The sequence below is a fragment of the Pseudomonas sp. 1912-s genome (assembly GCF_029269205.1).
GTDB lineage: Bacteria > Pseudomonadota > Gammaproteobacteria > Pseudomonadales > Pseudomonadaceae > Aquipseudomonas.
In genome coordinates this window covers 180,847-202,546 of the sequence record NZ_JARIXR010000011.1, presented here as the reverse complement: position 1 = coordinate 202,546, position 21,700 = coordinate 180,847, and the positions used below count along the sequence as shown (strand labels likewise).

Annotated in this window: 20 protein-coding genes and 1 pseudogene; 14 read left to right on the top strand and 7 right to left on the bottom strand. The window is 61.3% G+C overall.

From position 1 onward, the window contains the following. The 7 genes and pseudogenes from P3C29_RS16765 to P3C29_RS16735 form a co-directional block, all read left to right on the top strand. Positions 1-195: pseudogene (locus P3C29_RS16765) on the top strand (IS481 family transposase); the annotation flags it as partial. A gap of 198 nt (positions 196-393) precedes the next feature. Further along, positions 394-1,002, top strand: a complete 609-nt coding sequence (locus P3C29_RS16760; RefSeq protein ID WP_010173754.1) for a YqiA/YcfP family alpha/beta fold hydrolase — start codon at positions 394-396, stop codon at positions 1,000-1,002. A 44-nt stretch (positions 1,003-1,046) separates the two neighbouring features. Continuing rightward, a complete protein-coding gene (gene parE, locus P3C29_RS16755; RefSeq protein ID WP_003209518.1) occupies positions 1,047-2,951 on the top strand; it encodes a DNA topoisomerase IV subunit B in 1,905 nt (634 codons plus the stop codon). After that, on the top strand, positions 2,951-3,946 hold the full coding sequence (locus tag P3C29_RS16750) for an esterase-like activity of phytase family protein (protein WP_275964943.1): 996 nt from the start codon (positions 2,951-2,953) through the stop codon (positions 3,944-3,946). Before parE ends, P3C29_RS16750 begins: the two co-directional genes overlap by 1 nt. Then, on the top strand, positions 3,943-4,464 hold the full coding sequence (locus tag P3C29_RS16745) for a TIGR02281 family clan AA aspartic protease (protein WP_201126009.1): 522 nt from the start codon (positions 3,943-3,945) through the stop codon (positions 4,462-4,464). The genes P3C29_RS16750 and P3C29_RS16745 overlap by 4 nt, the downstream gene beginning before the upstream one ends. 10 nt (positions 4,465-4,474) lie before the next feature. Continuing rightward, the gene (gene parC, locus P3C29_RS16740; protein WP_169386512.1) at positions 4,475-6,739 is read left to right on the top strand and encodes a DNA topoisomerase IV subunit A; all 2,265 of its coding nucleotides are present in this window, start codon (positions 4,475-4,477) and stop codon (positions 6,737-6,739) included. Between the two features lie 177 nt (positions 6,740-6,916). Further along, positions 6,917-7,624: an ABC-type transport auxiliary lipoprotein family protein gene (locus P3C29_RS16735; RefSeq protein WP_029616037.1), complete on the top strand. Its 708-nt coding sequence runs from the start codon at positions 6,917-6,919 to the stop codon at positions 7,622-7,624. Positions 7,625-7,723: 99 nt separating this feature from the next. Here the strand turns inward: P3C29_RS16735 and P3C29_RS16730 are convergent, their stop codons facing one another. Next, positions 7,724-9,259 carry an AhpA/YtjB family protein gene (locus tag P3C29_RS16730; RefSeq protein ID WP_010173767.1) on the bottom strand — a complete coding sequence of 512 codons (1,536 nt, stop codon included), beginning with the start codon at positions 9,257-9,259 and terminating at the stop codon, positions 7,724-7,726. Between the two features lie 134 nt (positions 9,260-9,393). Between P3C29_RS16730 and serB the strand changes: the two genes are divergently transcribed. Further along, positions 9,394-10,608: a phosphoserine phosphatase SerB gene (serB, locus tag P3C29_RS16725; RefSeq protein WP_003217536.1), complete on the top strand. Its 1,215-nt coding sequence runs from the start codon at positions 9,394-9,396 to the stop codon at positions 10,606-10,608. 88 nt (positions 10,609-10,696) lie between these two features. On the opposite strand, the gene asd is transcribed toward serB, so the two are convergent. The 3 genes from asd to P3C29_RS16710 are packed head-to-tail and all read right to left on the bottom strand — an operon-like array spanning position 10,697 to position 13,983. After that, complete coding sequence (gene asd, locus P3C29_RS16720; RefSeq protein WP_010173770.1) at positions 10,697-11,557, bottom strand: archaetidylserine decarboxylase; 861 nt, start codon at positions 11,555-11,557, stop codon at positions 10,697-10,699. A 16-nt stretch (positions 11,558-11,573) separates the two neighbouring features. Next, entirely contained in the window at positions 11,574-12,389 is an 816-nt protein-coding gene (locus P3C29_RS16715; protein WP_275964942.1) for a rhodanese-like domain-containing protein, read from the bottom strand. A gap of 58 nt (positions 12,390-12,447) precedes the next feature. Next, positions 12,448-13,983 carry an HDOD domain-containing protein gene (locus tag P3C29_RS16710; RefSeq protein WP_010173774.1) on the bottom strand — a complete coding sequence of 512 codons (1,536 nt, stop codon included), beginning with the start codon at positions 13,981-13,983 and terminating at the stop codon, positions 12,448-12,450. A 166-nt stretch (positions 13,984-14,149) separates the two neighbouring features. Between P3C29_RS16710 and motA the strand changes: the two genes are divergently transcribed. Both motA and motB read left to right on the top strand, forming a co-directional pair. Beyond that, the gene (gene motA / locus P3C29_RS16705) at positions 14,150-15,001 is read left to right on the top strand and encodes a flagellar motor stator protein MotA (protein WP_003217532.1); all 852 of its coding nucleotides are present in this window, start codon (positions 14,150-14,152) and stop codon (positions 14,999-15,001) included. 3 nt (positions 15,002-15,004) lie between these two features. Beyond that, on the top strand, positions 15,005-16,027 hold the full coding sequence (gene motB, locus P3C29_RS16700) for a flagellar motor protein MotB (protein WP_010173776.1): 1,023 nt from the start codon (positions 15,005-15,007) through the stop codon (positions 16,025-16,027). Between the two features lie 77 nt (positions 16,028-16,104). Here motB and P3C29_RS16695 read toward each other — a convergent pair whose 3' ends face one another. Further along, complete coding sequence (locus P3C29_RS16695) at positions 16,105-16,500, bottom strand: type II toxin-antitoxin system PemK/MazF family toxin (RefSeq protein ID WP_201126011.1); 396 nt, start codon at positions 16,498-16,500, stop codon at positions 16,105-16,107. A 300-nt stretch (positions 16,501-16,800) separates the two neighbouring features. Then, complete coding sequence (gene rsgA / locus P3C29_RS16690; protein WP_275964941.1) at positions 16,801-17,832, bottom strand: small ribosomal subunit biogenesis GTPase RsgA; 1,032 nt, start codon at positions 17,830-17,832, stop codon at positions 16,801-16,803. A gap of 106 nt (positions 17,833-17,938) precedes the next feature. Here rsgA and orn point away from each other — a divergent pair, with 106 nt between their 5' ends. Next, positions 17,939-18,481, top strand: coding sequence for an oligoribonuclease (gene orn / locus P3C29_RS16685; protein WP_003217529.1), 543 nt, complete (start codon positions 17,939-17,941; stop codon positions 18,479-18,481). A gap of 159 nt (positions 18,482-18,640) precedes the next feature. After that, on the top strand, positions 18,641-19,258 hold the full coding sequence (locus tag P3C29_RS16680; RefSeq protein ID WP_176159752.1) for a trimeric intracellular cation channel family protein: 618 nt from the start codon (positions 18,641-18,643) through the stop codon (positions 19,256-19,258). On the opposite strand, the gene queG is transcribed toward P3C29_RS16680, so the two are convergent. After that, positions 19,237-20,319, bottom strand: a complete 1,083-nt coding sequence (queG, locus tag P3C29_RS16675; RefSeq protein WP_275964940.1) for a tRNA epoxyqueuosine(34) reductase QueG — start codon at positions 20,317-20,319, stop codon at positions 19,237-19,239. The genes P3C29_RS16680 and queG overlap by 22 nt on opposite strands. Before the next feature lie 62 nt (positions 20,320-20,381). Here queG and P3C29_RS16670 point away from each other — a divergent pair, with 62 nt between their 5' ends. After that, positions 20,382-21,242, top strand: coding sequence for an NAD(P)H-hydrate dehydratase (locus P3C29_RS16670; protein ID WP_275964939.1), 861 nt, complete (start codon positions 20,382-20,384; stop codon positions 21,240-21,242). Next, a complete protein-coding gene (tsaE, locus tag P3C29_RS16665) occupies positions 21,230-21,700 on the top strand; it encodes a tRNA (adenosine(37)-N6)-threonylcarbamoyltransferase complex ATPase subunit type 1 TsaE (protein WP_010173790.1) in 471 nt (156 codons plus the stop codon). The genes P3C29_RS16670 and tsaE overlap by 13 nt, the downstream gene beginning before the upstream one ends.

The following is a 21,700-nucleotide window of genomic DNA, read 5'->3' as shown; positions in this document are numbered from 1 at the left end:
CCGGACGATTTAAAGGCCAAGGTTTATCACAGTCGATTTAAGTTTCAGAAGCGCTACTTCAGGATCGCCAAAGGCCTGGCTGGACATCACGTTGCACTACGTCCGAACACTGAAAGTGACGGGCTGTTTGATGTCTATTTCTGCCATCACTTTTTGCGAACGATCGACGTGAAGCAGCCTGATTACGGTTCATAATGTGTCAACCATGTCCCCGTACATGTGTCCACCATGTGTCCGGTCCGTACACGCTTTTCAAAAGTGGCCCGCTGTAAGAGCGGAACCCTAAGCCGCCGTTACCGAAGCAACGGATATACACACAGAAACCCGGCTAGAGCCTAGCCCCCCAGTTCCCTGTAAACTGCCCCTCTTTAAGCCGCCCCCAGAGGACCCGGAATGTCCGCATCGATCTTGTATATCCACGGTTTCAACAGCGCGCCCGCCTCCAACAAGGCCAGCCAACTGATCACCGTGATGGACAGCCTCGGTCTGGCCGACCAACTGCGCGTGCCGGCCCTGCATCACCATCCCCGGCAGGCGATCCCCCAGTTGGAGGCGGCGATCCGTGACCTCGGAAGGCCACTGCTGGTAGGCAGCTCACTCGGCGGCTACTATGCAACCCATCTTGCCGAACGCCATGGCCTCAACGCCTTGCTGGTCAATCCGGCGGTCAGCCCTCATCGGATGTTCGACGGTTACCTGGGCACCCAGAAGAACCTCTACACCGATGAGACCTGGGAATTGACCCACGACCACGTCGCGGCCCTGGCCGAGCTGGAAGTGCCGGCGCCCCAGGACGCCCAGCGTTATCAGGTGTGGTTGCAGACCGGTGACGAAACACTGGATTATCGGCTCGCCCAGCAGTATTACCGGGCCTGTGCCTTGCGTATCCAGGCCGGTGGCGACCATGGTTACCAGGGGTTCGCCCAACAGTTACCGGCGCTGTTGAGTTTTGCCGGCATTGGCGCAGATCAGTACCAATCCTTCGATTTCGCAGCATTGTGAAACCGCAGGTTACTTTTTAATCGAACGACTCACGACGAGACCCCATGGCCACTCCCAGCGCTAGCTCTTATAACGCCGACGCCATCGAAGTCCTCTCGGGCCTCGACCCGGTGCGCAAACGCCCCGGCATGTACACCGACACCAGTCGGCCGAACCACCTTGCCCAGGAAGTCATCGACAACAGCGTCGACGAAGCCTTGGCCGGGCACGCCAAGTCGGTACAAGTCATCCTTCACGCCGACCATTCCCTGGAAGTGTCCGACGACGGTCGCGGCATGCCGGTGGACATTCACCCGGAAGAGGGTGTGTCGGGCGTCGAGCTGATCCTCACCAAGCTGCACGCCGGCGGCAAGTTCTCCAACAAGAACTACCAGTTCTCCGGTGGCTTGCACGGTGTGGGTATTTCCGTGGTCAACGCCTTGTCGAACCACGTGCGGGTCAAGGTCAAGCGTGACGGCAACGAGTACCAGATGACCTTCGCCGATGGCTACAAGGCCACCGACCTGGAAGTGATCGGCACCGTCGGCAAGCGCAACACCGGTACCAGCGTGTATTTCGCGCCGGACCCGAAATATTTCGATTCACCCAAATTCTCCATCAGCCGCCTCAAGCACGTGCTCAAGGCCAAGGCTGTGCTGTGCCCGGGCCTGCTGGTCAGTTTTGAAGACAAAGGCACCGGCGAGAAGGTCGAGTGGCACTACGAAGACGGCCTGCGCTCCTACCTGGAAGACTCCGTCAGCGAATTCGAGCGTCTGCCCAACGAGCCGTTCTGCGGCAGCCTGGCCGGTAATAAAGAAGCCGTGGACTGGGCCTTGCTGTGGTTGCCGGAAGGCGGCGACAGCGTTCAGGAAAGCTACGTCAACCTGATCCCGACTGCCCAGGGCGGTACCCACGTCAACGGTTTGCGCCAGGGCTTGCTGGATGCCATGCGCGAGTTCTGCGAATACCGCAGCCTGCTGCCGCGCGGCGTGAAGCTGGCGCCGGAAGACGTCTGGGAACGCATTGCTTTCGTCCTGTCGATGAAGATGCAGGAGCCGCAATTCTCCGGCCAGACCAAGGAACGCCTGTCGTCCCGTGAGGCCGCTGCGTTTGTCTCCGGTGTGGTCAAGGATGCCTTCAGCCTGTGGCTCAACGAGCACCCTGAATTGGGCCTGGCCCTGGCAGAACTGGCAATCAACAACGCCGGCCGCCGCCTGAAGGCCAGCAAGAAAGTCGAGCGCAAGCGCATCACCCAGGGCCCGGCGCTGCCGGGCAAGCTGGCGGACTGCGCCGGGCAAGACCCGATGCGTTCCGAGCTGTTCCTGGTGGAAGGTGATTCCGCCGGCGGTTCCGCCAAGCAAGCGCGGGACAAGGAGTTCCAGGCGATCCTGCCGCTGCGCGGCAAGATCCTCAACACCTGGGAAGTCGACGGCAGCGAAGTGCTGGCGAGCCAGGAAGTGCACAACATTGCCGTGGCCATCGGTGTCGACCCGGGCGCGGCCGACATGAGCCAGCTGCGCTACGGCAAGATCTGCATCCTCGCCGACGCCGACTCCGACGGCTTGCACATTGCGACCTTGCTTTGCGCACTGTTCGTCCAGCACTTCCGCCCGTTGGTGGATGCCGGTCACGTCTACGTCGCCATGCCGCCGCTGTACCGTATCGACCTCGGCAAAGAGATTTTCTACGCCCTGGACGAAGCCGAGCGCGATGGCATTCTCGACCGCCTGGTGGCCGAGAAGAAACGCGGCAAGCCTCAGGTCACCCGATTCAAAGGCCTGGGTGAGATGAATCCGCCGCAGCTGCGGGAAACCACCATGGACCCGAACACCCGGCGCCTGGTGCAGTTGACCCTGGAAGATTTCGCCGCCACGTCGGAAATGATGGACATGTTGCTGGCGAAGAAGCGTGCGCCGGACCGCAAGAACTGGCTGGAGTCCAAGGGCAACCTGGCCGAGGTTCTGGGCTGATGCGCAGCGGTTTCGCCCTGGCGATTCTGTTGTTGAGCGGGTTGGCGGCCACCTCGGTGGTCGCGGCGCCTGCGGCTGAACTCAAATTGATCTCTGAACACCCGGTTGACGGCATGCGTGGCGGCAACCTGTCGGGCCTGGCCCTGTGTGGCAAAGAGTTGTGGACGGTTTCCGATCGCGACGACGACCAGATCTACCGGCTCGATATCAGTGCCGATACCTGGCAGGCCGAAACGGTGAAGATCGATGTGCCGCCGGTACCGGAGTCCGGGCTGCCCTTTGGTTTGCGTTCGCGCACCAAGGCGGCTTCGTTGATTCGGGGTGGTGACCTGGATTTTGAAGGCATCAGCTGCGACGCGGCGGGCAACCGCTACATCGTCAGTGAAGCCCACGCGGCGGTGCTGCAGGTGCCGGTGACGGGTGAGCCCGAGTGGTTGAAGATCGCCCCGGGCATGGTTCGTGAAGCCCGGGCCAGTGGCCTGCTGCTGCATTTCAATGCGTTGTTTGAAGGTTTGGCGGTGAACCCCGAGGGCAATCAGATCTGGCTGGCCGCCGAGCGCGAGCGGCGTGGGTTGATTTCCATCAAGCGCCCGCAAACCCTCTGGGATTGCGACGGTCCCTGTGTGTTGTTGAGCGAGGCGGGCACCGAGATGCAGCCGGCCCAGATGCCCAAGGCCAAGGCGGTTTCGCGCAATTTCTCTGACGTCGCGCTGTTCGAAGGCAAGCTGTTTACCCTCGAAAGCAGCCAGTTTCAGTTGTGCCGTCGTGACCCCGTGACGGCGAAGGTCGAACAATGCTGGTCCTACGCCGATGAAATGCTCGCGCCGCAACGCCAATACAACCAGCCCTACGGCCTGGCGGAAGCGTTGGTGATGGAGGCCGATGGCGCGTGGATCGGCCTGGACAATAACTTCGGCGCCCGCGCCGATGGCGAAAAACGGCCGATAGTCTATCGTTTCGCCGCCCCCGCGGGCGGCTGGAGTGCCAAGCCATGAGCAGCCAGGCACCCGGCAAGCGCGCCGGGCGTGTGTTGATGTTCGTGGCCTGGGGCGCCGGATTGTTTTTGGCGACACGGTTTTTTGGGCAGTGGGAAAAGCATCAGGAAAACCCCAATGCCGTGGTGACCTCGGAGCAACACGAGGGTTATATCGAAGTAAAACTGCTGGGCAACGGCCAAGGGCATTTTGTAGCCACTGGCCAGATCAACGGTCAGCCGGTGGAGTTCATGCTCGACACCGGGGCCACCGACGTGGCGGTTCCGGCCGAATTGGCTGACCGCCTCGGGCTTAAGCGCGGCATGCCGGTTGGCGTGAGCACTGCCAACGGGCGAACCCAGGGTTTTCGGACCGAACTGGGCCGCCTGCAACTGGGCGATATCGTCCTGCAGGACGTGCGTGCCCTGGTGGTACCGGGGCTGGGCGATGACCAGGTATTGCTGGGCATGAGTGCATTGAAACAACTTGAATTTACCCAGCGCAGCGGCACCTTGCTGCTGCGCCAGACCAAACAATGATGAGGCCCGCATGAGTGACATCCTTGCAGACAGCTTAGACGGCGTTGAACGCCGGTCGCTGGCTGACTTCACCGAAAATGCCTACCTCAACTACTCCATGTACGTGATCATGGACCGTGCCTTGCCGCATATCGGCGACGGCCTGAAACCCGTACAGCGGCGCATTATCTATGCGATGAGTGAGTTGGGCCTGGACGCTGACTCCAAGCACAAGAAGTCGGCACGTACCGTCGGTGACGTGCTCGGCAAGTTCCACCCCCATGGCGACTCGGCGTGCTACGAAGCCATGGTGCTGATGGCCCAGCCGTTCAGCTACCGCTACACGCTGGTGGACGGCCAGGGTAACTGGGGTGCGCCGGATGATCCCAAGTCCTTCGCCGCCATGCGTTACACCGAAGCGCGCCTGTCGCGGTATTCGGAAGTACTGCTCAGTGAGCTGGGCCAGGGCACGGCTAACTGGGGGCCGAACTTCGACGGCACCCTCGACGAACCGCTGGTGTTGCCGGCACGTTTGCCGAACATCCTGCTCAATGGCACCACCGGCATCGCCGTGGGCATGGCCACTGACGTACCGCCTCACAACCTGCGGGAAGTGGCCACTGCGTGCGTACGTTTGCTGGACGAGCCGAAGGCGACGGTCGAGCAGTTGTGCGAGCATATCCAGGGCCCGGATTACCCGACCGAGGCGGAAATCATCACGCCTCGTGCCGACCTGCTGAAAATCTACCAGACCGGTAAAGGCTCGGTGCGCATGCGCGCCGTGTACCACATCGAAGACGGCGACATCATCGTCACCGCGCTGCCGCACCAGGTGTCCGGTGCCAAGGTGCTGGAGCAGATTGCCGCGCTGATGCAGGCCAAGCCGTCGAAGCTGCCGCAAGTGGCCGACCTGCGTGACGAGTCTGACCACGAGAACCCATGCCGCATCGTGATCATCCCGACCAACAGCCGGGTCGACCATGAAGTGCTGATGCAGCACTTGTTCGCCAGCACCGAGCTGGAATCCAGCTATCGGGTCAACATCAACATCATTGGCCTGGACGGCAAGCCGCAGTTGAAGAACCTGCGCGCATTGCTGGTGGAATGGCTGGAGTTCCGGGTGCAGACCGTGCGCCGCCGCCTGCAATTTCGCCTGGACAAGGTCGAGCGCCGCCTGCACCTGTTGGACGGTTTGCTGATTGCCTACCTCAATCTGGATGAAGTGATCCATATCATCCGTACCGCCGAGCACCCGAAGGCCGAGCTTATCGCGCGCTTTGAGCTCAGCGAAATCCAGGCTGACTACATCCTCGACACCCGTCTGCGTCAGTTGGCGCGACTGGAAGAAATGAAGCTGCGCGACGAACAGGACGCGCTGCTGAAAGAGCAAGCCAAGCTCCAGGCCCTGCTGGGCAGCGAGGCCAAGCTGAAGAAGCTGGTACGCACCGAACTGATCAAGGACGCCGAAACCTATGGCGACGACCGCCGTTCGCCGATTGTCGAGCGCGCCGAAGCCAAGGCCCTGACCGAAACCGAGCTGCTGCCCAACGAGAAAATTACCGTCGTTCTGTCGGAAAAGGGTTGGGTTCGCTCAGCCAAAGGGCATGATATTGACGCCACTGGCTTGTCGTACAAGGCCGGCGATGGTTTTAAAACCTCCGCGGCCGGGCGCTCCAACCAGTTTGCAGTGTTTATCGACTCCACCGGTCGCAGCTATTCGGTACCGGCGCACACCTTGCCGTCGGCACGGGGGCAGGGCGAACCGTTGACCGGGCGCCTGACACCGCCACCGGGGGCGAATTTTGAATGCGTGCTGCTGCCGGACGATGATTCGCTGTACGTCATCGCCTCCGATGCCGGCTACGGGTTCGTGGTCAAGGGTGAAGACCTGCAGGCCAAGAACAAGGCGGGCAAGGCGTTGCTGAGCCTGCCGAACAACGCCAAGGTGATCCTGCCGCGTACGGTGGAAGACCGTGAAGGCAATTGGCTTGCATCGGTGACCACTGAAGGTCGTCTGTTGGTGTTCAAGATCAGTGACTTGCCGCAGTTGGGCAAAGGCAAGGGCAACAAGATTATTGGTATTCCCGGGGAGCGGGTGGCCAGTCGCGAAGAGTACGTGACCGACATCGCAGTGATCCCGGAAGGCTCGACCCTGGTGCTGCAGGCCGGCAAGCGCACGTTGTCGCTGCGCCCTGACGACCTCGAGCACTACAAGGGTGAGCGGGGTCGTCGCGGCAACAAACTGCCGCGCGGCTTCCAGCGAGTGGACGCATTACTGGTGGAAACGCCCGTTTAACGCGATATAGAGCGCCCGATCTACGATTTAACCCGTAGATCGACGCTTTCGCGCTGGAGTCACGGCGCATATTCACGGATGATATGGCCTTTCCAGCGCCGGCGTGGCTGAGCGCGTACAGGTTATTTTTGAGTATTACATTGTGGTTCGCCTTGTGGCAGCCACCTGGATGGGATGATGACTGCTCCGCGCCTTCCTTTATTTTTGTTGCTCGCTGGCCTTTTGGGCCTGGCGGGTTGCAGCACACATCAACCTGTGTCGCTGTATCAGCTGGACAGTGGAAGTCCGGCTCAGCCTGCACAAAGTGCCGGCATGGCCGTATTGCTTGGCCCGGTGGTGGTGGCCGACTACCTGCAACGCGAAACCCTGCTGCAACGTCAGAACGACGGCAGCCTGCAAGGTTCCACCGATGGTCGCTGGGCCGGTAGCCTGTCGTCCGACATCAATCAGTTGATGTTGCGCCAGGTGGCTGGCCATCTGGACAGCCAGCGTGTGGTACTGGCGCCGGCACCGACGGGTTTCACCCCGGACGTGCAGGTGTTGCTGACCATCACGCGGCTGGACTCCGGTGTTTCCCAGCCGGCGATCCTGGATGCCCAGTGGCGCCTGATCGACCGTCGCGGCCAGGTGCGGGATAACCGCATCGTGCATTTGCAGGAACAACACTCCGGTACCACGGCGTCCCAGGTTCAGGCCCAGGGCGTGCTGTTGCAGAACCTGGCACAGCAGTTGTCCGTGGCGCTCAAGCCATTGGCCAATCAGCCGGCGGTTGCTGAGGCTCCACGTAAACAGGCTCCGGCCGCTGCCAAGCCGGCCGCACCGGAGAAGCCGAAGATGCCGATGGCCGTGCCGATTCGTACCGACATGGAAGTGTTCAGGTTCTGACCTGAATACAGCCCCACAAAAAAGGCCCGCTGATGAGCGGGCCTTTTGTTTGTGCGGGATGTGAGTCGTTGCCTAGATCAAATGTGGGAGCGTTGTTCTTTAGTTCTTTGCCCGCGTCTCATGCATCCGCGCGAGTTGGCGCTCCAGCATCGACGGGTAAGGCTCCATCAACCGCTCTACACAGCACGCACCTTCAGGGCTGGCAATCGGGCGGATCCGCGCACGTTGGCGAATCAGCACGTCGTCACTGATCTTGCGTTCCACCAGCAGCAGGTTGCGGCTGTGTTGCGACAAGGCGAGGGCGTCCTGGGCAATCTCGGTCAGCAGCAGATCAATCTGGCTCATGCCATACAGATCGTCGCCCACCGTCAGGCCCAGTTGCAGTTGCAGCGTGATGCCGCTGTCAGCCACTTCGATTTGCAGCGCATGGCCGAGGGCCCGCAGCAACTCACCGCAGCAGATGGCGTTGGTCAGGTAGTCTTCGCCGCTGTCTTCGCTGTGGAACAGCATCAACGTGCTGCCATCGTTCAGGGTGTGCAGTTCGCTCTGATACAGCGAGGCCGCCTGGTCGAGGCAATCACGATAACGTTCCAGCAACTCGGTCAGGCGTGCGCGCGGCAAGCGGCGCAACTGATCCTGTGCGCCCAGCTGCACAGCCAATACAGCGCTGTGCTGGGGCTGGGTATTTCGCACTGGAGCCGGCTGCGGCGCAGCGGTAGCAGTTGGCGCGGAGTTGTCGCGAAGGTCGGCGAACGGGTCTTCTTCGTCCAGTTCGTCTTCTTCTGCCTTGATCACCTGCCGGGTGGCCGGCTTGAGGCCTGCCACCGGCGCAGACTCATCGAAGCTCGGGTCGCGCAGGTTGCGCACTTCAAACTCGGGTTCGTCGTCTTCGTACTCGGTGTCGTCGAACTCGGGCTCGGGTTCAACCTCGGGCACCACGGGCTCCGGAGCAAAGCTGGTGTGCAACTGGCGGGCGAGGTCGCCGATTTCATCCTGGCGGTCGGTGGCCGGGGTGTGTTCGTCGATATCCCGCAGCCAGATGCGCAGTTGCATCAGTGGCGTGGAGATATGCCGACCCAGGCGCAGGCTCAAGGCCAGCGAAAGCGCCAGCAGGATCGCACTCAGGATGCCCATGCTTTGCAGGCTGATGGTCATCGGCTGCTGGAACTGTTGCATGTCCAGGCTGATGCGCAGTTGGCCGGCTTTCACGTCCTGGAACGTGATATTGCTCTGGTACAGACCCTCGGCTTCACCCAGCAGGCCGTTTTTCGGGCGTTGCCCGGCTTCGGCCATGATCCGGTTGTCCACGCTATAGATAGCGGCGTGGGCCACCAGCGGGTTCTTGGTCAGGTTGTTGAGCAGCACGTTGAGGCTGAGGATGTCGTTGGACACCAACAACTCAGTCGCCGAGGTGGCGGTCTGGGTGGTCAGGCTCTCGCCCAGGGCGTCGGCTTGCTCGTGCATGGCCTGTTTGAACTGCAAACCCATCACGCAGGCGTAGATGACCAGGGCCAGAGCGACCAGGATCACGTTATGGCTGGCGATGCGTAATGCGATCGGTACACGGCGGTGGCGCAGTGCCCGGAAGATCAGCAGGAAGAAGTTATCGGTTTTTACTGGCGTGGGCCGGTTCACTTAAGCTCGGCTCTTTAGTCCGTGAAGTTGACGCGCAGTATAGCGACAGGCCCAAGACCGGCAAAGCGCTGGCTGTGCCCGATGGTCACTGAAAGTGGGTAGAATGCGGTTTTTTTCCAGCTCGGGGGTGCGCTTTGCGCGAAATTGTCCTGATTAACATCACCGGTGAGGACCGTCCGGGCCTTACCGCAGCCATTACCGGTGTTCTGGCCCAGGGTGGTGTGAACATTCTCGACATCGGCCAGGCGGTGATTCACGACACGCTGTCGTTCGGCATCCTGGTGGAAATTCCAAGCACCGAGCAAGCCTCGTCCGTGCTCAAGGACATCCTGTTTACGGCGTATAAGCTGGATCAGCAGGTGCGTTTCACCCCGGTGTCCGAAGAGGATTACCAGAGCTGGGTCGCCGGCCAGGGCAAAAAACGCCACATCGTGACGCTGTTGACCCGCAAGGTGACGGCGGAACAATTGCAGCGTGTCAGTTCGATTACCGCCCAGTACGGTTTGAATATCGACCATATTGACCGTCTGTCGGGTCGTATGCCGCTGGACACCCCCGCGGACAAGGGCAAGGGCTGCATCGAGTTCTCCGTGCGCGGTGAGCCGGCAGATCCCCAGGCGTTGCGCGCCGAATTCCTGAGCGTTGCCCAGGAGCTGAACGTCGATATCGCCTTCCAGGAAGATTCGCTGTTCCGCCGTAATCGCCGCCTGGCGGTGTTCGACATGGACTCGACGCTGATCGAGGCCGAAGTCATCGACGAATTGGCCAAGGCTGCCGGCGTGGGTGAGCAAGTCTCGGAAATCACCGAGCGGGCCATGGCGGGCGAGCTGGATTTCCGGGCGAGCTTCAAGGAGCGCCTGGCCTTGCTCAAAGGCCTGGATGTGAGCGTGCTGGACTCCATCGGCGCCTCGCTGCGCCTGACTGAAGGCGCCGAAACCCTGTTCGCTGAACTCAAGCGCCTGGGCTACAAAACCGCGATTCTGTCGGGTGGTTTCACCTACTTCGCCAAGCAATTGCAGGCCAAGCTGGGTATCGACTATGTGTTCGCCAATGAGCTGGAAGTGGTAGACGGCAAGGTGACGGGCGTCGCCGTTGAGCCGATTGTCGATGCGCAGCGTAAAGCTGATTTGCTGCGGGAATTGGCACACAAGGAAGGGTTGCGTCTGGAGCAGACCATTGCGGTCGGCGACGGGGCGAATGACTTGCCGATGCTGGCGATTGCCGGGTTGGGTGTGGCGTTTCGCGCCAAGCCTCTGGTCAAGCAATCGGCCAAGCAGGCGATTTCGACCCTGGGGCTGGATGGGGTGTTGTACCTGTTGGGCTTCCGCGACCGCGACGGTCAGCTCTAGTACACACACACTTTGTAGGAGCCGGCTTGCCGGCGATGGCGTCCTCAAGATCGCATCGCCGGCAAGCCGGCTCCTACAGAGGTCGTCGTCAGGCTTTCGGTAATCCCATGCCCTGGCCCATCTGCACCGGCGTGCCCGCCAGCAGTTCTTCCGACCATTTCACCTGGTCCGGCCCAAACAGCACGATCGCCGTCGAACCCAGCTTGAAGCGCCCCAGTTCCGCACCTTTTTCCAGGTGGATCGGGCCACGGGCGGCTTCGTCGTAGCGGAAGGTTTTCAGCTCGCGCTTCGGCGGCGTTACCAGGCCAGCCCAGACCGTCTCGATCGACGCCACGATCATCGCGCCCACCAGTACCACGGCCATCGGGCCGCGTTCAGTATCGAAAATGCAGGCAACACGTTCGTTACGTGCAAACAACTCCGGCACGTTTTCGGCTGTGGTCTGGTTTACCGAGAAGATGCGGCCCGGGATGTAGACCATTTCCCGCAGGGTACCGGCCAGTGGCATGTGCACCCGGTGGTAGTCCTTTGGCGACAGGTAGATGGTGGCGAAATCACCGCCCATGAACGGCGCAGCCACCGCCGAGTCACCGCCGAGCAATTCCAGTACGCTGAAGCTGTGACCCTTGGCCTGGAACACCCGGCCGTGCTCAATCGGGCCCAACTGGCTGACGGCGCCATCGGCCGGGCTCAACACTGCACCCGGGGTTTGGTCCAGCGGCCGGGCCCCATCTTTCAGGGCGCGGGTGAAGAAGGCGTTGAAGTGCTCGTAAGCCGTCACGTCTTCAACCAGGGCCTGGGACATGTCCACTTGATAACGCTTGGCGAACCAGGTGGTGAAGGCGTTCTTGAACCAGCGCACGCGGCATTCGGCAATGCAGCCGGCCAACCGCGACAGCAGGTGGTGGGGCAGCAAGTACTGGCTGAGGATGAACAACTGCTTTTTCATTAACTGTCCTTAAACCTTAAATCTCGACGGGGGTGTCGGGGTGGTTGCCCCATTCGCCCCAGGAACCGGCATAACCTTTGACTCGCGGATAACCGAGCGCCTTGGCCACCAGGTAGGTGAAGCCAGAACGGTGGTGAGTCTGGCAGTGGGTGATGATTTCTTTGTCGCGGGTCAGCCCCAGGTCTTCGAGGATCTTCGGCATGTCGCGGCGAATACGCAGTTGGCGTGCCTTGTCCATGCCGGCAGTCCATTCGAAGTTCACAGCGCCCGGGATGTGTCCACCCTTGGCCGCGAGGACTTTCTCCCCGGAGTATTCCAGCGGGCCGCGGGCGTCCCAGATACCCAGGTCGGCAGCGCCGAGGCGGCTTTGCAGGTACTCGCGGGTCGCGGTGGGTTCTTCATGCAGCGTCAGGCTGACCGGGCCGCCGGCGCTGGCCGGGATCTCGGTGGACACGGGGTGTTGTTCTTCCAGCCACGCCAGCAGGCCGCCGTCGAGGTAGTGGTATTTCTTGTGGCCGATCACATCAAGCATCCAGATGAATCGACCGGCCCAGCCACCGCCTTCGTCGTCGTACACTACGTAGGTGGCGTCCGGGGTGTGGCCCAGTTCGCCGAACAGCTTTTCAAGATCGGCTTTGTTCGGCAGCAGGCCCGGTGCCGGCGCCTGCCCCAGTTGGGTGCGCTTGGGGTCGACGAAACGTGCACCGGGGATATGCCCCTCGGCGTAACGCGCGGCGCTGGTGAGGTCCACCAGAATCAGATGTTCGGCATCGAGGCGACCGAGCAGGTCACTGGCCTCGATGACCAGCGGCAAGCCAGAGAAGTCAGGCATGTGAGGTCTCCTGGGCATAAAAGTTGGGCGCTAAAGGAGGGCGATTGTAGCGCAAGCATCAGGCGCTGCGGTTGGTAAAGCTGTGCAGGGCTTTTTCGATGCATTGAGCGGTTTTACCGAAGGCCTGTACGGTGGTTTCCGAGAACGGCCCGCCGCCCTGGTCGGCCACCATCAGCATCACCACCCGGCCATTGCAACTCAGGGAGCGCAGAAGCAGGTGTTCGCCCTTGAACAGGCGGCGCAGTTCCGGTGGCAGCAATGCCGAGAACTGGGCGTGGTTGTCGGGCGTGAGGCGTACCTGGGCAGACTTGGTCAGCAGGCGTTGCAGCAGCGTACTTTGCGTGGCGTCGAGGCTCAGGTGGTCGGCGTCCTTGGGCAGGCCGTCAACTTGATGCACGCGCAAGGTGCTCAGGGTTTTGTCCGCCATCAGCAACATCACCCGCTGCATGCCGCAGGCCACCAGGGCCTCCTTGGCGCAGGTGGTCAGGTGCATGGCGTTGGCAAAGCGGCTGGGCTCCACCAGCAATTCGGTGCAACGCTTGCGCCAGATCGCCAGGGCTTCGGCGGTGGGCGGTGGTGCCGGCAGCAAGCCGTGATGCACCCGTTGTACGTCCCAGGGCCAGATCAGCGACAACGCCGGGTGCCACAGGTCACGCATCAGGGTATTGCGGGCGCTGATCGCCGCGTGTTGGTGAGACTGTTGTTGCACCTCGGCCAGCGGTTGTTGCAGGTAAAGCGCCGTCAGGTACTGCCAGCGCTGGGTGTGGGGGCAGGTCCAGGACTCCTGCGCCGCCAGTGCCAGGCCGTTGGCCAGCAACACGGTATTGGCCGGCTGGTTCAGCCAGCGGCGCAGGTTCGGGTCGGCATCCAGCAACTGCTGTTGGCGCAAGGGCTCGTCTTCACGGGCAATGCGCAGTGCCTTGACCAGCAAACGCTGCTCTGTCAGCAGCAAGGTATAACCCTGGGATACCCAGATCGGCAGGCGCCAGGCCTCGGTCAATCCCAGGCACAGGTCCAGCAGGCGCACGCCGAACACTTCCTGCTCGACCGTATGCGCTGATTCGCCCTTGTGAATCACCCGCAGTTCCCATTCTTCCAGCAGCTTGGGATAGGCAATCGCCATCGGCCAAAGCGGCGAGAGGAACAGCAGGCTGCCCCAGTGAATGTCCTGCCACAGCCGCGCCAGGCGGCTGGCGAACAGCCCGCTGGCCTGTTGCGACGCGTGCTGGCTGATCATCTGCAATTGGCGCAGGGCCACGGGGATTTCATTCAGTGGCACTGAAGGCAGGCGCGCCAGTAATTCCTCGGTACGCTTCAGGCCGAGGCGATTGATCGCCACTTCGAGGTTTTCCGCGGGCTCTGCGAGGCTGCCGTGGGCCTGGTCGTTGGCCTCGCGCATCACGCTGAGCACCAACGCCGGGCTGTTCTGCATCAACTCTGCAATATCCCGCAACGAACTGCGGTTGTCGCTGATGGCCTTGCAGACCCGGTCGTGGCTCGCCTGTGGAACGGGCAATAGCACGTCGTCCAGACGCTTTATCCAGGCGGCCAGTGTGGTCGGTTTTTGAGTTGGGACTGTCGTTTCATTTGCCATGATTGGGGCGCGATCATCACTTGCGGTCAACACGCCCGGGACGGGCCGAACTGGTTTTTCGCCATAACGGGCTATAGTCTGGCGCAGATTTGCCGATAAGTAGAACAAGAGTTTTCAACTCTTGCGAATATGACCCTGAACCCGACGGCGCAAGTACCCATCCCCTATGGCTAAAATTATCGGCATCATCGTCGTCATCGCGAGCGTGCTCGGCGGATACGTCTTGTCCCACGGCAAGATTGCAGCGCTGATCCAGCCCTTCGAAGTGCTGATTATCGGCGGTGCAGCGTTCGGCGCATTCCTGCAAGCCAACCCCGGCTACATGACCATGCACGTGATCAAGAAGTCGCTGGGCATGTTCAGCTCGCGCTTCTCCCACACCTTCTATCTGGAAGTGCTGGGGCTGATCTACGAGATCCTCAACAAGAGCCGTCGCGAAGGCATGATGGCTATTGAAGGTGATATCGAGGACGCTGCGGCGAGCCCGATTTTCGCCAAGTACCCGGCGGTGCTCAAAGACGAACGCATGACCGCCTACATCTGCGATTACCTGCGCATCATGTCGTCCGGCAACATGGCACCCCATGAGCTGGAAGGCCTGTTCGACATGGAACTGTTCAGCCTCAAGGAAGAGCTGGAACACCCTTCTCACGCGGTGACCGGCATCGCCGACGGTATGCCCGGTTTCGGTATTGTGGCTGCGGTTCTCGGGATCGTGGTCACCATGGCTTCCCTCGGTGAAGGCGACCAGAAGGCGATCGGCATGCACGTAGGTGCGGCACTGGTAGGTACCTTCTTCGGTATTCTCGCGGCCTACGGTTTCTTTGGTCCGCTGGCCACCTCCCTGGCCCACGACGCCAAGGAAGAAGTGAATTTGTACGAAGCCATCAAGGCCTGCCTGGTGGCTTCGGCTTCCGGTATGCCGCCGTCGCTGGCGGTGGAGTTCGGGCGCAAGGTTCTGTATCCGAAGCACCGTCCAAGCTTCGCTGAGCTGGAACAAGCGGTTCGCGGTCGCTAAGCCATGGAAAACAACCAGCCGATCATCATCAAGCGCGTCAAGCGCTTCGCTGCGGGGCACCATGGCGGCGCCTGGAAAATCGCCTTCGCCGACTTTGCGACGGCGATGATGGCGTTCTTCCTGGTGCTGTGGCTGATGTCCACCGCCACGCCGGAACAGAAGATCGCCATTGCCGGTTACTTCAAGGACCCCATCGGGTTTTCCGAGAGCGGTACGCCTTTTGTGATCGACCTCGGTGGTTCGCCGCAGCTGGCGCCCGAGCGCACCATCAACCCGGAAATCAAGACCGACTCGCCCCAGGAAAAAATTCCGATCGAGCGCGATACCGTCGAGGCCATGGCTGAGCAGGTCGAGCAGGAGCGCCTGGAGCTGTTGCTGCAGGAACTGCAAACCAAGGTTGAGGAAAACCCGCAACTGCTGAAGTTCAAGGACCAGATTTCCTTCGAGATCACCCCGGATGGCCTGCGCATTCAGATCACGGACGCGGCCAACCGGCCGATGTTCGACTCGGGCAGTGCGCGGTTGAAGCCATACTTTGAAGACATCCTGCTGGCCATGGCCGACACCATCAAGGCGGTGCCGAACAAGATCAGCATCAGCGGCCACACCGATGCCAAGCCGTATGCGGGCCAGGGCGATTTCGGCAACTGGGAACTCTCGGCCAACCGGGCCAATGCCGCGCGTCGTGCACTGGTCGCCGGCAGCTACCCGGACCCGCAAGTGGCGCGGGTGGTGGGGTTTGCTTCCTCGCAGCTGTTTGATCCCAAGGATCCGTTCAACCCGATCAACCGACGCATCGATATCGTCGTGCTGACCAAAAAGGCCCAGCGTGCGATTGAAGGTGACCCGCCCGCAACGCCACCGGTACCGACCCAGGGTGAGGGCGCGCCGGGTGAAGTGCCGGCGGACCCGAATGCACTGCCGCCCGGGCAGGAGCCGTTGCCGGCTCACGAGCTACGGCAGAAGCTGAACTTGTTTGACGATGGCGGGGTGAAGGACCCGACTCAGCCCGCGACTGGCTCGTAAGTCAGGCAGACTCAAGCCGTTGCTTGGACGATTAAAAAATGCCCCGAACTCTCGGGGCATTTTTTTTGATTGATGTATCAGAGGGGGAGATAGGCTTTCACGCCATCAATCACGCCCCGCATATCCTCTGTGCCCAGGCGCGGCACGAAATACTCTCGCCCTGTGGTCCTGGTCTTTCTGTGCAATTTATCCAGTCGCTCGAAACTGACGGTGTAGATCATGTCGCATTTCACCCATAGCGCTTTATAGCCATCGGTGTGCAGTGGGTTGGCCCGCAATAAATGGTGCCAATCGTGCTGAATGTCAGGGGCAGTGGAGGAGATCGGGACCACTGTGCACAGTTTTCGATTGTGTGTGGCAGTAGGTGATATGACGACGACTTTGCGGATCTTCAACATTTCAGGTGCCACAAAGCCCCGCGTGAAGTCGCATAGAAGTACATCGCCTTGTTTGGGATGGTAGTAGAGAGGCAATCGTCGATTCCCCGGAAAAAGCAAAGCCGCCCGAAGGCGGCTTCATTCGACACGCAGTGGAGCTTGCTTCGCCCCTTCTGCGCCGCTGGATCAACCCCGAAAAGGATCCAGACTCCTGCCAGCTTGCGCTGGTGACGGAGCGATTATGAGCATAGGGAAAATCGAATTCAAGCTGGCTTGCATCATGGGCCGCCCAGTTGCAGCGGATTCTTGATGGCTGACCCGATTTAATCAATGGGGTTGGGGGTTCCGTGCCCTGCCTTATGTGTTTCAAGGCATGGCACGGCACCGATTCGCTGCTTAGTAACTGGTCTCGGGCAAGCTGGCGATGATCGAGCGATAGCTGTTCATCCGCTGCTGCTGCACGCGGCCGTCTTCCAGGGCCTTGAGCAGGGCGCAACCCGGCTCGCGGTCATGTTTGCAGTCGCGGAAGCGGCAGGTGCCGATCAAGTCGTTGAACTCGATAAAGCCCGCTTCAACATCGGCGCGGCTCACGTGGCCCAGGCCGAATTCACGAATCCCGGGGGAGTCGATCAGTTCACCGCCGCCCGGGAAGTGGAACAACCGGGCGGTGGTGGTGGTGTGGGTGCCCTGGCCGGACAGCTCCGACAATGGCCCCACACGGGTTTCGACTTCCGGCAACAGGCTGTTGACCAGGGACGACTTGCCCACGCCCGATTGGCCGACGAACACGCTGATGCGTCCGTCGAGCTCGGTCTGCAACTGCTCCATGCCGTTGCCGTGATGTGCCGAGACTTCCAGCACCGGATAGCCGAGGGTGCGGTACACCGCCAGCAGCGCGTTGAGCGCCGGAGCGTTCTGCTCGTCGATCAGGTCGAACTTGTTCAGCAGCAACAGTGGGCGAATGCCGGCGTGCTCGGCCGCTACCAGGTAGCGGTCGATCAGGTTGGCATGGGGCTCGGGCAGCGGCGCGAAGACGATGACGATCATGTCGACGTTGGCCGCCACCGGCTTGAGCTGGCCACGGCTGTCGGGCCGCCGCAGTTCGGTGGTGCGCGGCAACTGGGCGACGATGACGCCGATGCCCTGGTTGCCGGCACGCCACACCACCCGGTCGCCGGTGACCAGCGCAGGCAGGTTGGCGCGCAAGTGGCAACGGAACACCTGGCCTGCGGAGTCGCCTTCTGTGGCCTCGACCTCGACCTGCACACCGAAGTGCGCGATCACCAGGCCGGTTTGCTCGGGGCCCAGGTCGCCGCCCTCAAGCGCTTCCACGGCGGAGGATTCACGTTTGGCGGCGCGGGCAGCGCGTTCACCCTGAATCTTTTCGATGCGCCAGTTTTGGCGACGGTTGAGCTGGCGTTTGGCCATTGGTGTTCCGTGTCGATAATGCAAAGGTTAGGTAAAACGGTCGCGAGTCTAGCACGCCCTGCCTGCTAAACTGCGCAGCTACGCCAAGGTGCCAAGGAACCACGACATGCAAAACCCACAGAACCTGATTTGGATCGATCTGGAAATGACCGGTCTGAACCCTGACACCGACGTCATCATCGAGATGGCCACCATTGTCACCGACAGCAACCTCAACACCTTGGCCGAAGGTCCGGTGATCGCCATTCATCACAGCGACGCGGTGCTGGCCACCATGGACGAGTGGAACACCCGCACCCACGGCAACTCGGGCCTGACCCAGCGCGTGCGTGACAGCCGCGTGAGCATGGCCGAGGCTGAAGCTGAAACCATCGCCTTCCTGGAAAAGTGGGTGCCCAAGGGCAAGTCGCCGATCTGCGGCAACAGCATTTGCCAGGACCGCCGCTTTCTTTATACCCACATGAAGGCGCTGGAAAGCTACTTCCACTACCGCAACCTGGATGTGTCGACCTTGAAAGAGCTGGCCGCACGCTGGGCGCCGGAAGTCAAAGACAGCTTCCACAAGGGCAGCACCCACCTGGCGCTGGACGATATTCGCGAATCGATTGCCGAGCTGCAGCATTACCGCAAGCATTTCATCAAGTTCTGACTTGAGTCGTGGTGAGGGGGCTTGTCCCCCGCTGGGCTGCGAAGCGGCCCTAAAATCTGGCACCCCGGCCTACCTGAAAAACTCCGTTGCCTTTAAAAGGGGCTGCTTCGCACCCCAACGGGGGACAAGCCCCCTCGCCACAACTTTGCAAGGATCGCCATCATGCTGTTGATGCTCTACCTCATCGCCATCACCGCCGAAGCCATGACTGGCGCCTTGTCCGCCGGGCGGCGTGGGATGGATTGGTTTGGTGTGGTGCTGATCGCCTGCGTGACGGCGCTGGGCGGCGGTTCGGTGCGTGACGTGTTGCTCGGCCACTACCCGCTGACCTGGGTCAAGCACCCGGAATACCTGGTGCTGACCTCCATCGCGGCCCTGGTGACGATCTTCATCGCGCCACTGATGCGCCATCTGCGCTCGCTGTTCCTCGCGCTGGACGCCGTGGGCCTGGTGGCCTTTACCTTGATCGGCTGCATGACCGCCCTGGAAATGGGGCATGGCATGCTGGTGGCGTCGGTCAGTGGTGTGATCACCGGGGTGTTCGGCGGCATCCTGCGAGACATCTTCTGCAACGACATCCCGCTGATCTTCCGCCGCGAGCTGTACGCCAGCGTGTCGTTCCTCGCCGCCTGGTTCTACATGCTGTGCCTCTACCTTGAACTGCCCAGCGAGCAATCCATCCTGCTGACACTGTTCAGCGGCTTTCTACTGCGCCTGTTGGCGATCCGCTTTCACTGGGAAATGCCCAAGTTCGTCTACAACGACGACGTGCACTGACGCTCGGCGTGCTGGTTCAGCGCCCACTCCACGTGTTCGCGCACCAGCTCCGACGGATACTCCCGGCGCGCCTTCAACGCTTCCAGCACCGGAATGCTCGACGGCGCGTTGCCCAGGCCCACGGCCAGGTTGCGCAGCCAGCGCTCATAGCCGGCGCGGCGTAACGGCGAGCCTTCGGTGCTGCTGAGGAACTTGTCCTCGTCCCACATGAATAATTCGGCCAGCTCGGCGTTATCCAGATTGTGCCGGGGCTTGAAATCGCTTTCGGTGGTAGGCCGGGCGAAACGATTCCACGGGCAAACGATCTGACAGTCATCGCAGCCGAATACCCGGTTACCGATCAGTGGGCGCAGCTCCTCCGGAATCGCGCTTTTCAGTTCGATGGTCAGGTAGGAAATGCAGCGCCGGGCGTCCAGTACGTAAGGCCCGACGAACGCGTTGGTAGGACAGATGTCCAGGCAGGCGGTGCAGCGGCCACAGTGTTCGGTGGTGTGGGGTGGGTCGACCGGCAACGGCAGGTCGACAAACAACTCACTCAGGAAAAAGTAGCTGCCGGCCTTGCGATTGAGTACCAGGGTGTTTTTGCCGATCCAGCCCAGCCCGGCTTTTTCGGCGATGGCTTTTTCCAGCACCGGGGCGCTGTCGACAAAGGCACGAAAGCCGAACGGGCCGATCTGTGCCTGAATCCGGTCGGCCAGTTGCTGCACGCGTTTGCGGATCAGCTTGTGGTAGTCGCGGCCCAGGGCATAACGGGAGATGTAGGCTTTTTCGGGTTTGGCCAGCAGTTGGGCCATTTGTGTGTCGCCGGGCAGGTAATCCATGCGCAGGGACACCACGCGCAAGGTGCCGGGCACCAGTTCTTCCGGGTGTGAGCGCTTGCTGCCGTGGGCGCCCATGTAGTCCATTTCGCCGTGATAGCCGGCGTCGAGCCAGCGTTGCAGGTGCTGTTCATGCTCGGCGAGGTCGAGGCCGCTGATGCCCACTTGTTGAAAGCCCAGCTCGCGGCCCCAGTCTTTGATCGATTGGGCGAGGGCGGGCAGGTCGTAGGTAATAGCAGGCATGAACAAGAGAAACCGCAGGTTAGATGCGTATAATTCTGCCAGACATCGGAGCTTGAAGACGCATGCCGCAGACAAAACACGAAATACCCGACGTTCAGCACCTGTTGCCCGGCCAATTGCCGCAACTCGCTGCGCGTTCCCCGGACGCCCATAAAGGCCAGTTCGGCCATGTATTGCTGATCGGTGGCGACCGGGGTTTTGGCGGCGCGGCCTTGCTCAGCGCCGAAAGCGCCCTGCGCAGCGGTGCCGGCATGGTTTCCCTCGCGACCCGCAGCGAGCACGTAGCGGCGGCGCTGGCCCGGTTGCCGGAGGTGATGACGGTAGGCGTGCACTCGGCCAATCAATTGATGGGCCTGCTGGAAAAGATTTCCGTGATCGTCATCGGCCCGGGCCTGGGCGAGGCTTCCTGGGGCAAAAGCCTGTTGTCGGTGGCGGCCAATGCCACGCAGCCGCAAGTCTGGGACGCCGATGCCTTGAACCTGCTGGCCGCGGGCAAGGTCAGCCTGCCCGACAATTGCGTGATCACCCCGCATCCTGGCGAAGCGGCTCGTTTTATGGGGATTTCGACAGCCGAGGTTCAGGCCGATCGCCTTAACGTGGCGCGCGCGTTGAGTCAGAAATTCAACGCGGTGGCGATCCTCAAGGGCGCCGGCAGTTTGATCGCCAGCCCGGACGGTCGCGTTGCCCGCTGTGACCAGGGCCACCCGGCGATGGCGACAGCCGGCCTGGGTGACGTGTTGGCTGGCCTGGTCGGTGCTTTACTGGCCCAAGGCATGCCGACATTCGACGCCGCCTGCCTGGCCGTCTGGTTACATGCCACTGCCGGCGACCGGCAGGGCACCTTTGGTCGCGGGCTGGCCGCCAGCGACTTGATTCCCGCCATTCGTCAGTTGCTGGAGGAGCAATCACCGTGTCTGAAGTAATTCTTTTCCTGGCCGATGAAGACGCCATGGTCGCGCTTGGCAATCGTATTGCCAAGGCGACTCAAGGCTCGGGCCTGATCTTTCTGGAGGGTGATTTGGGCGCCGGAAAAACCACCTTGTCCCGGGGCATCATTCGCGGGTTGGGGCATGAAGGTGCTGTGAAGAGTCCTACGTTTACCCTGGTGGAGCCCTACGAGATTGGCTCGGTGCGGGCCTTCCATTTCGATCTGTATCGGCTGGTGGACCCGGAAGAGTTGGAATACATGGGCATCCGCGATTACTTCGATGAAGACGCGTTGTGCCTGATCGAGTGGCCAGATAAAGGCACAGGCTTTTTGCCAAAGCCGGACCTGACCATTACCATTACCCCGCATAAGCAAGGACGTCAGCTGAAGTTGTTGTCCCAGAGCGCGCGCGGCGAGTCGTGGTGCGCCGCCTTGGCATTGGAATTCAAATAA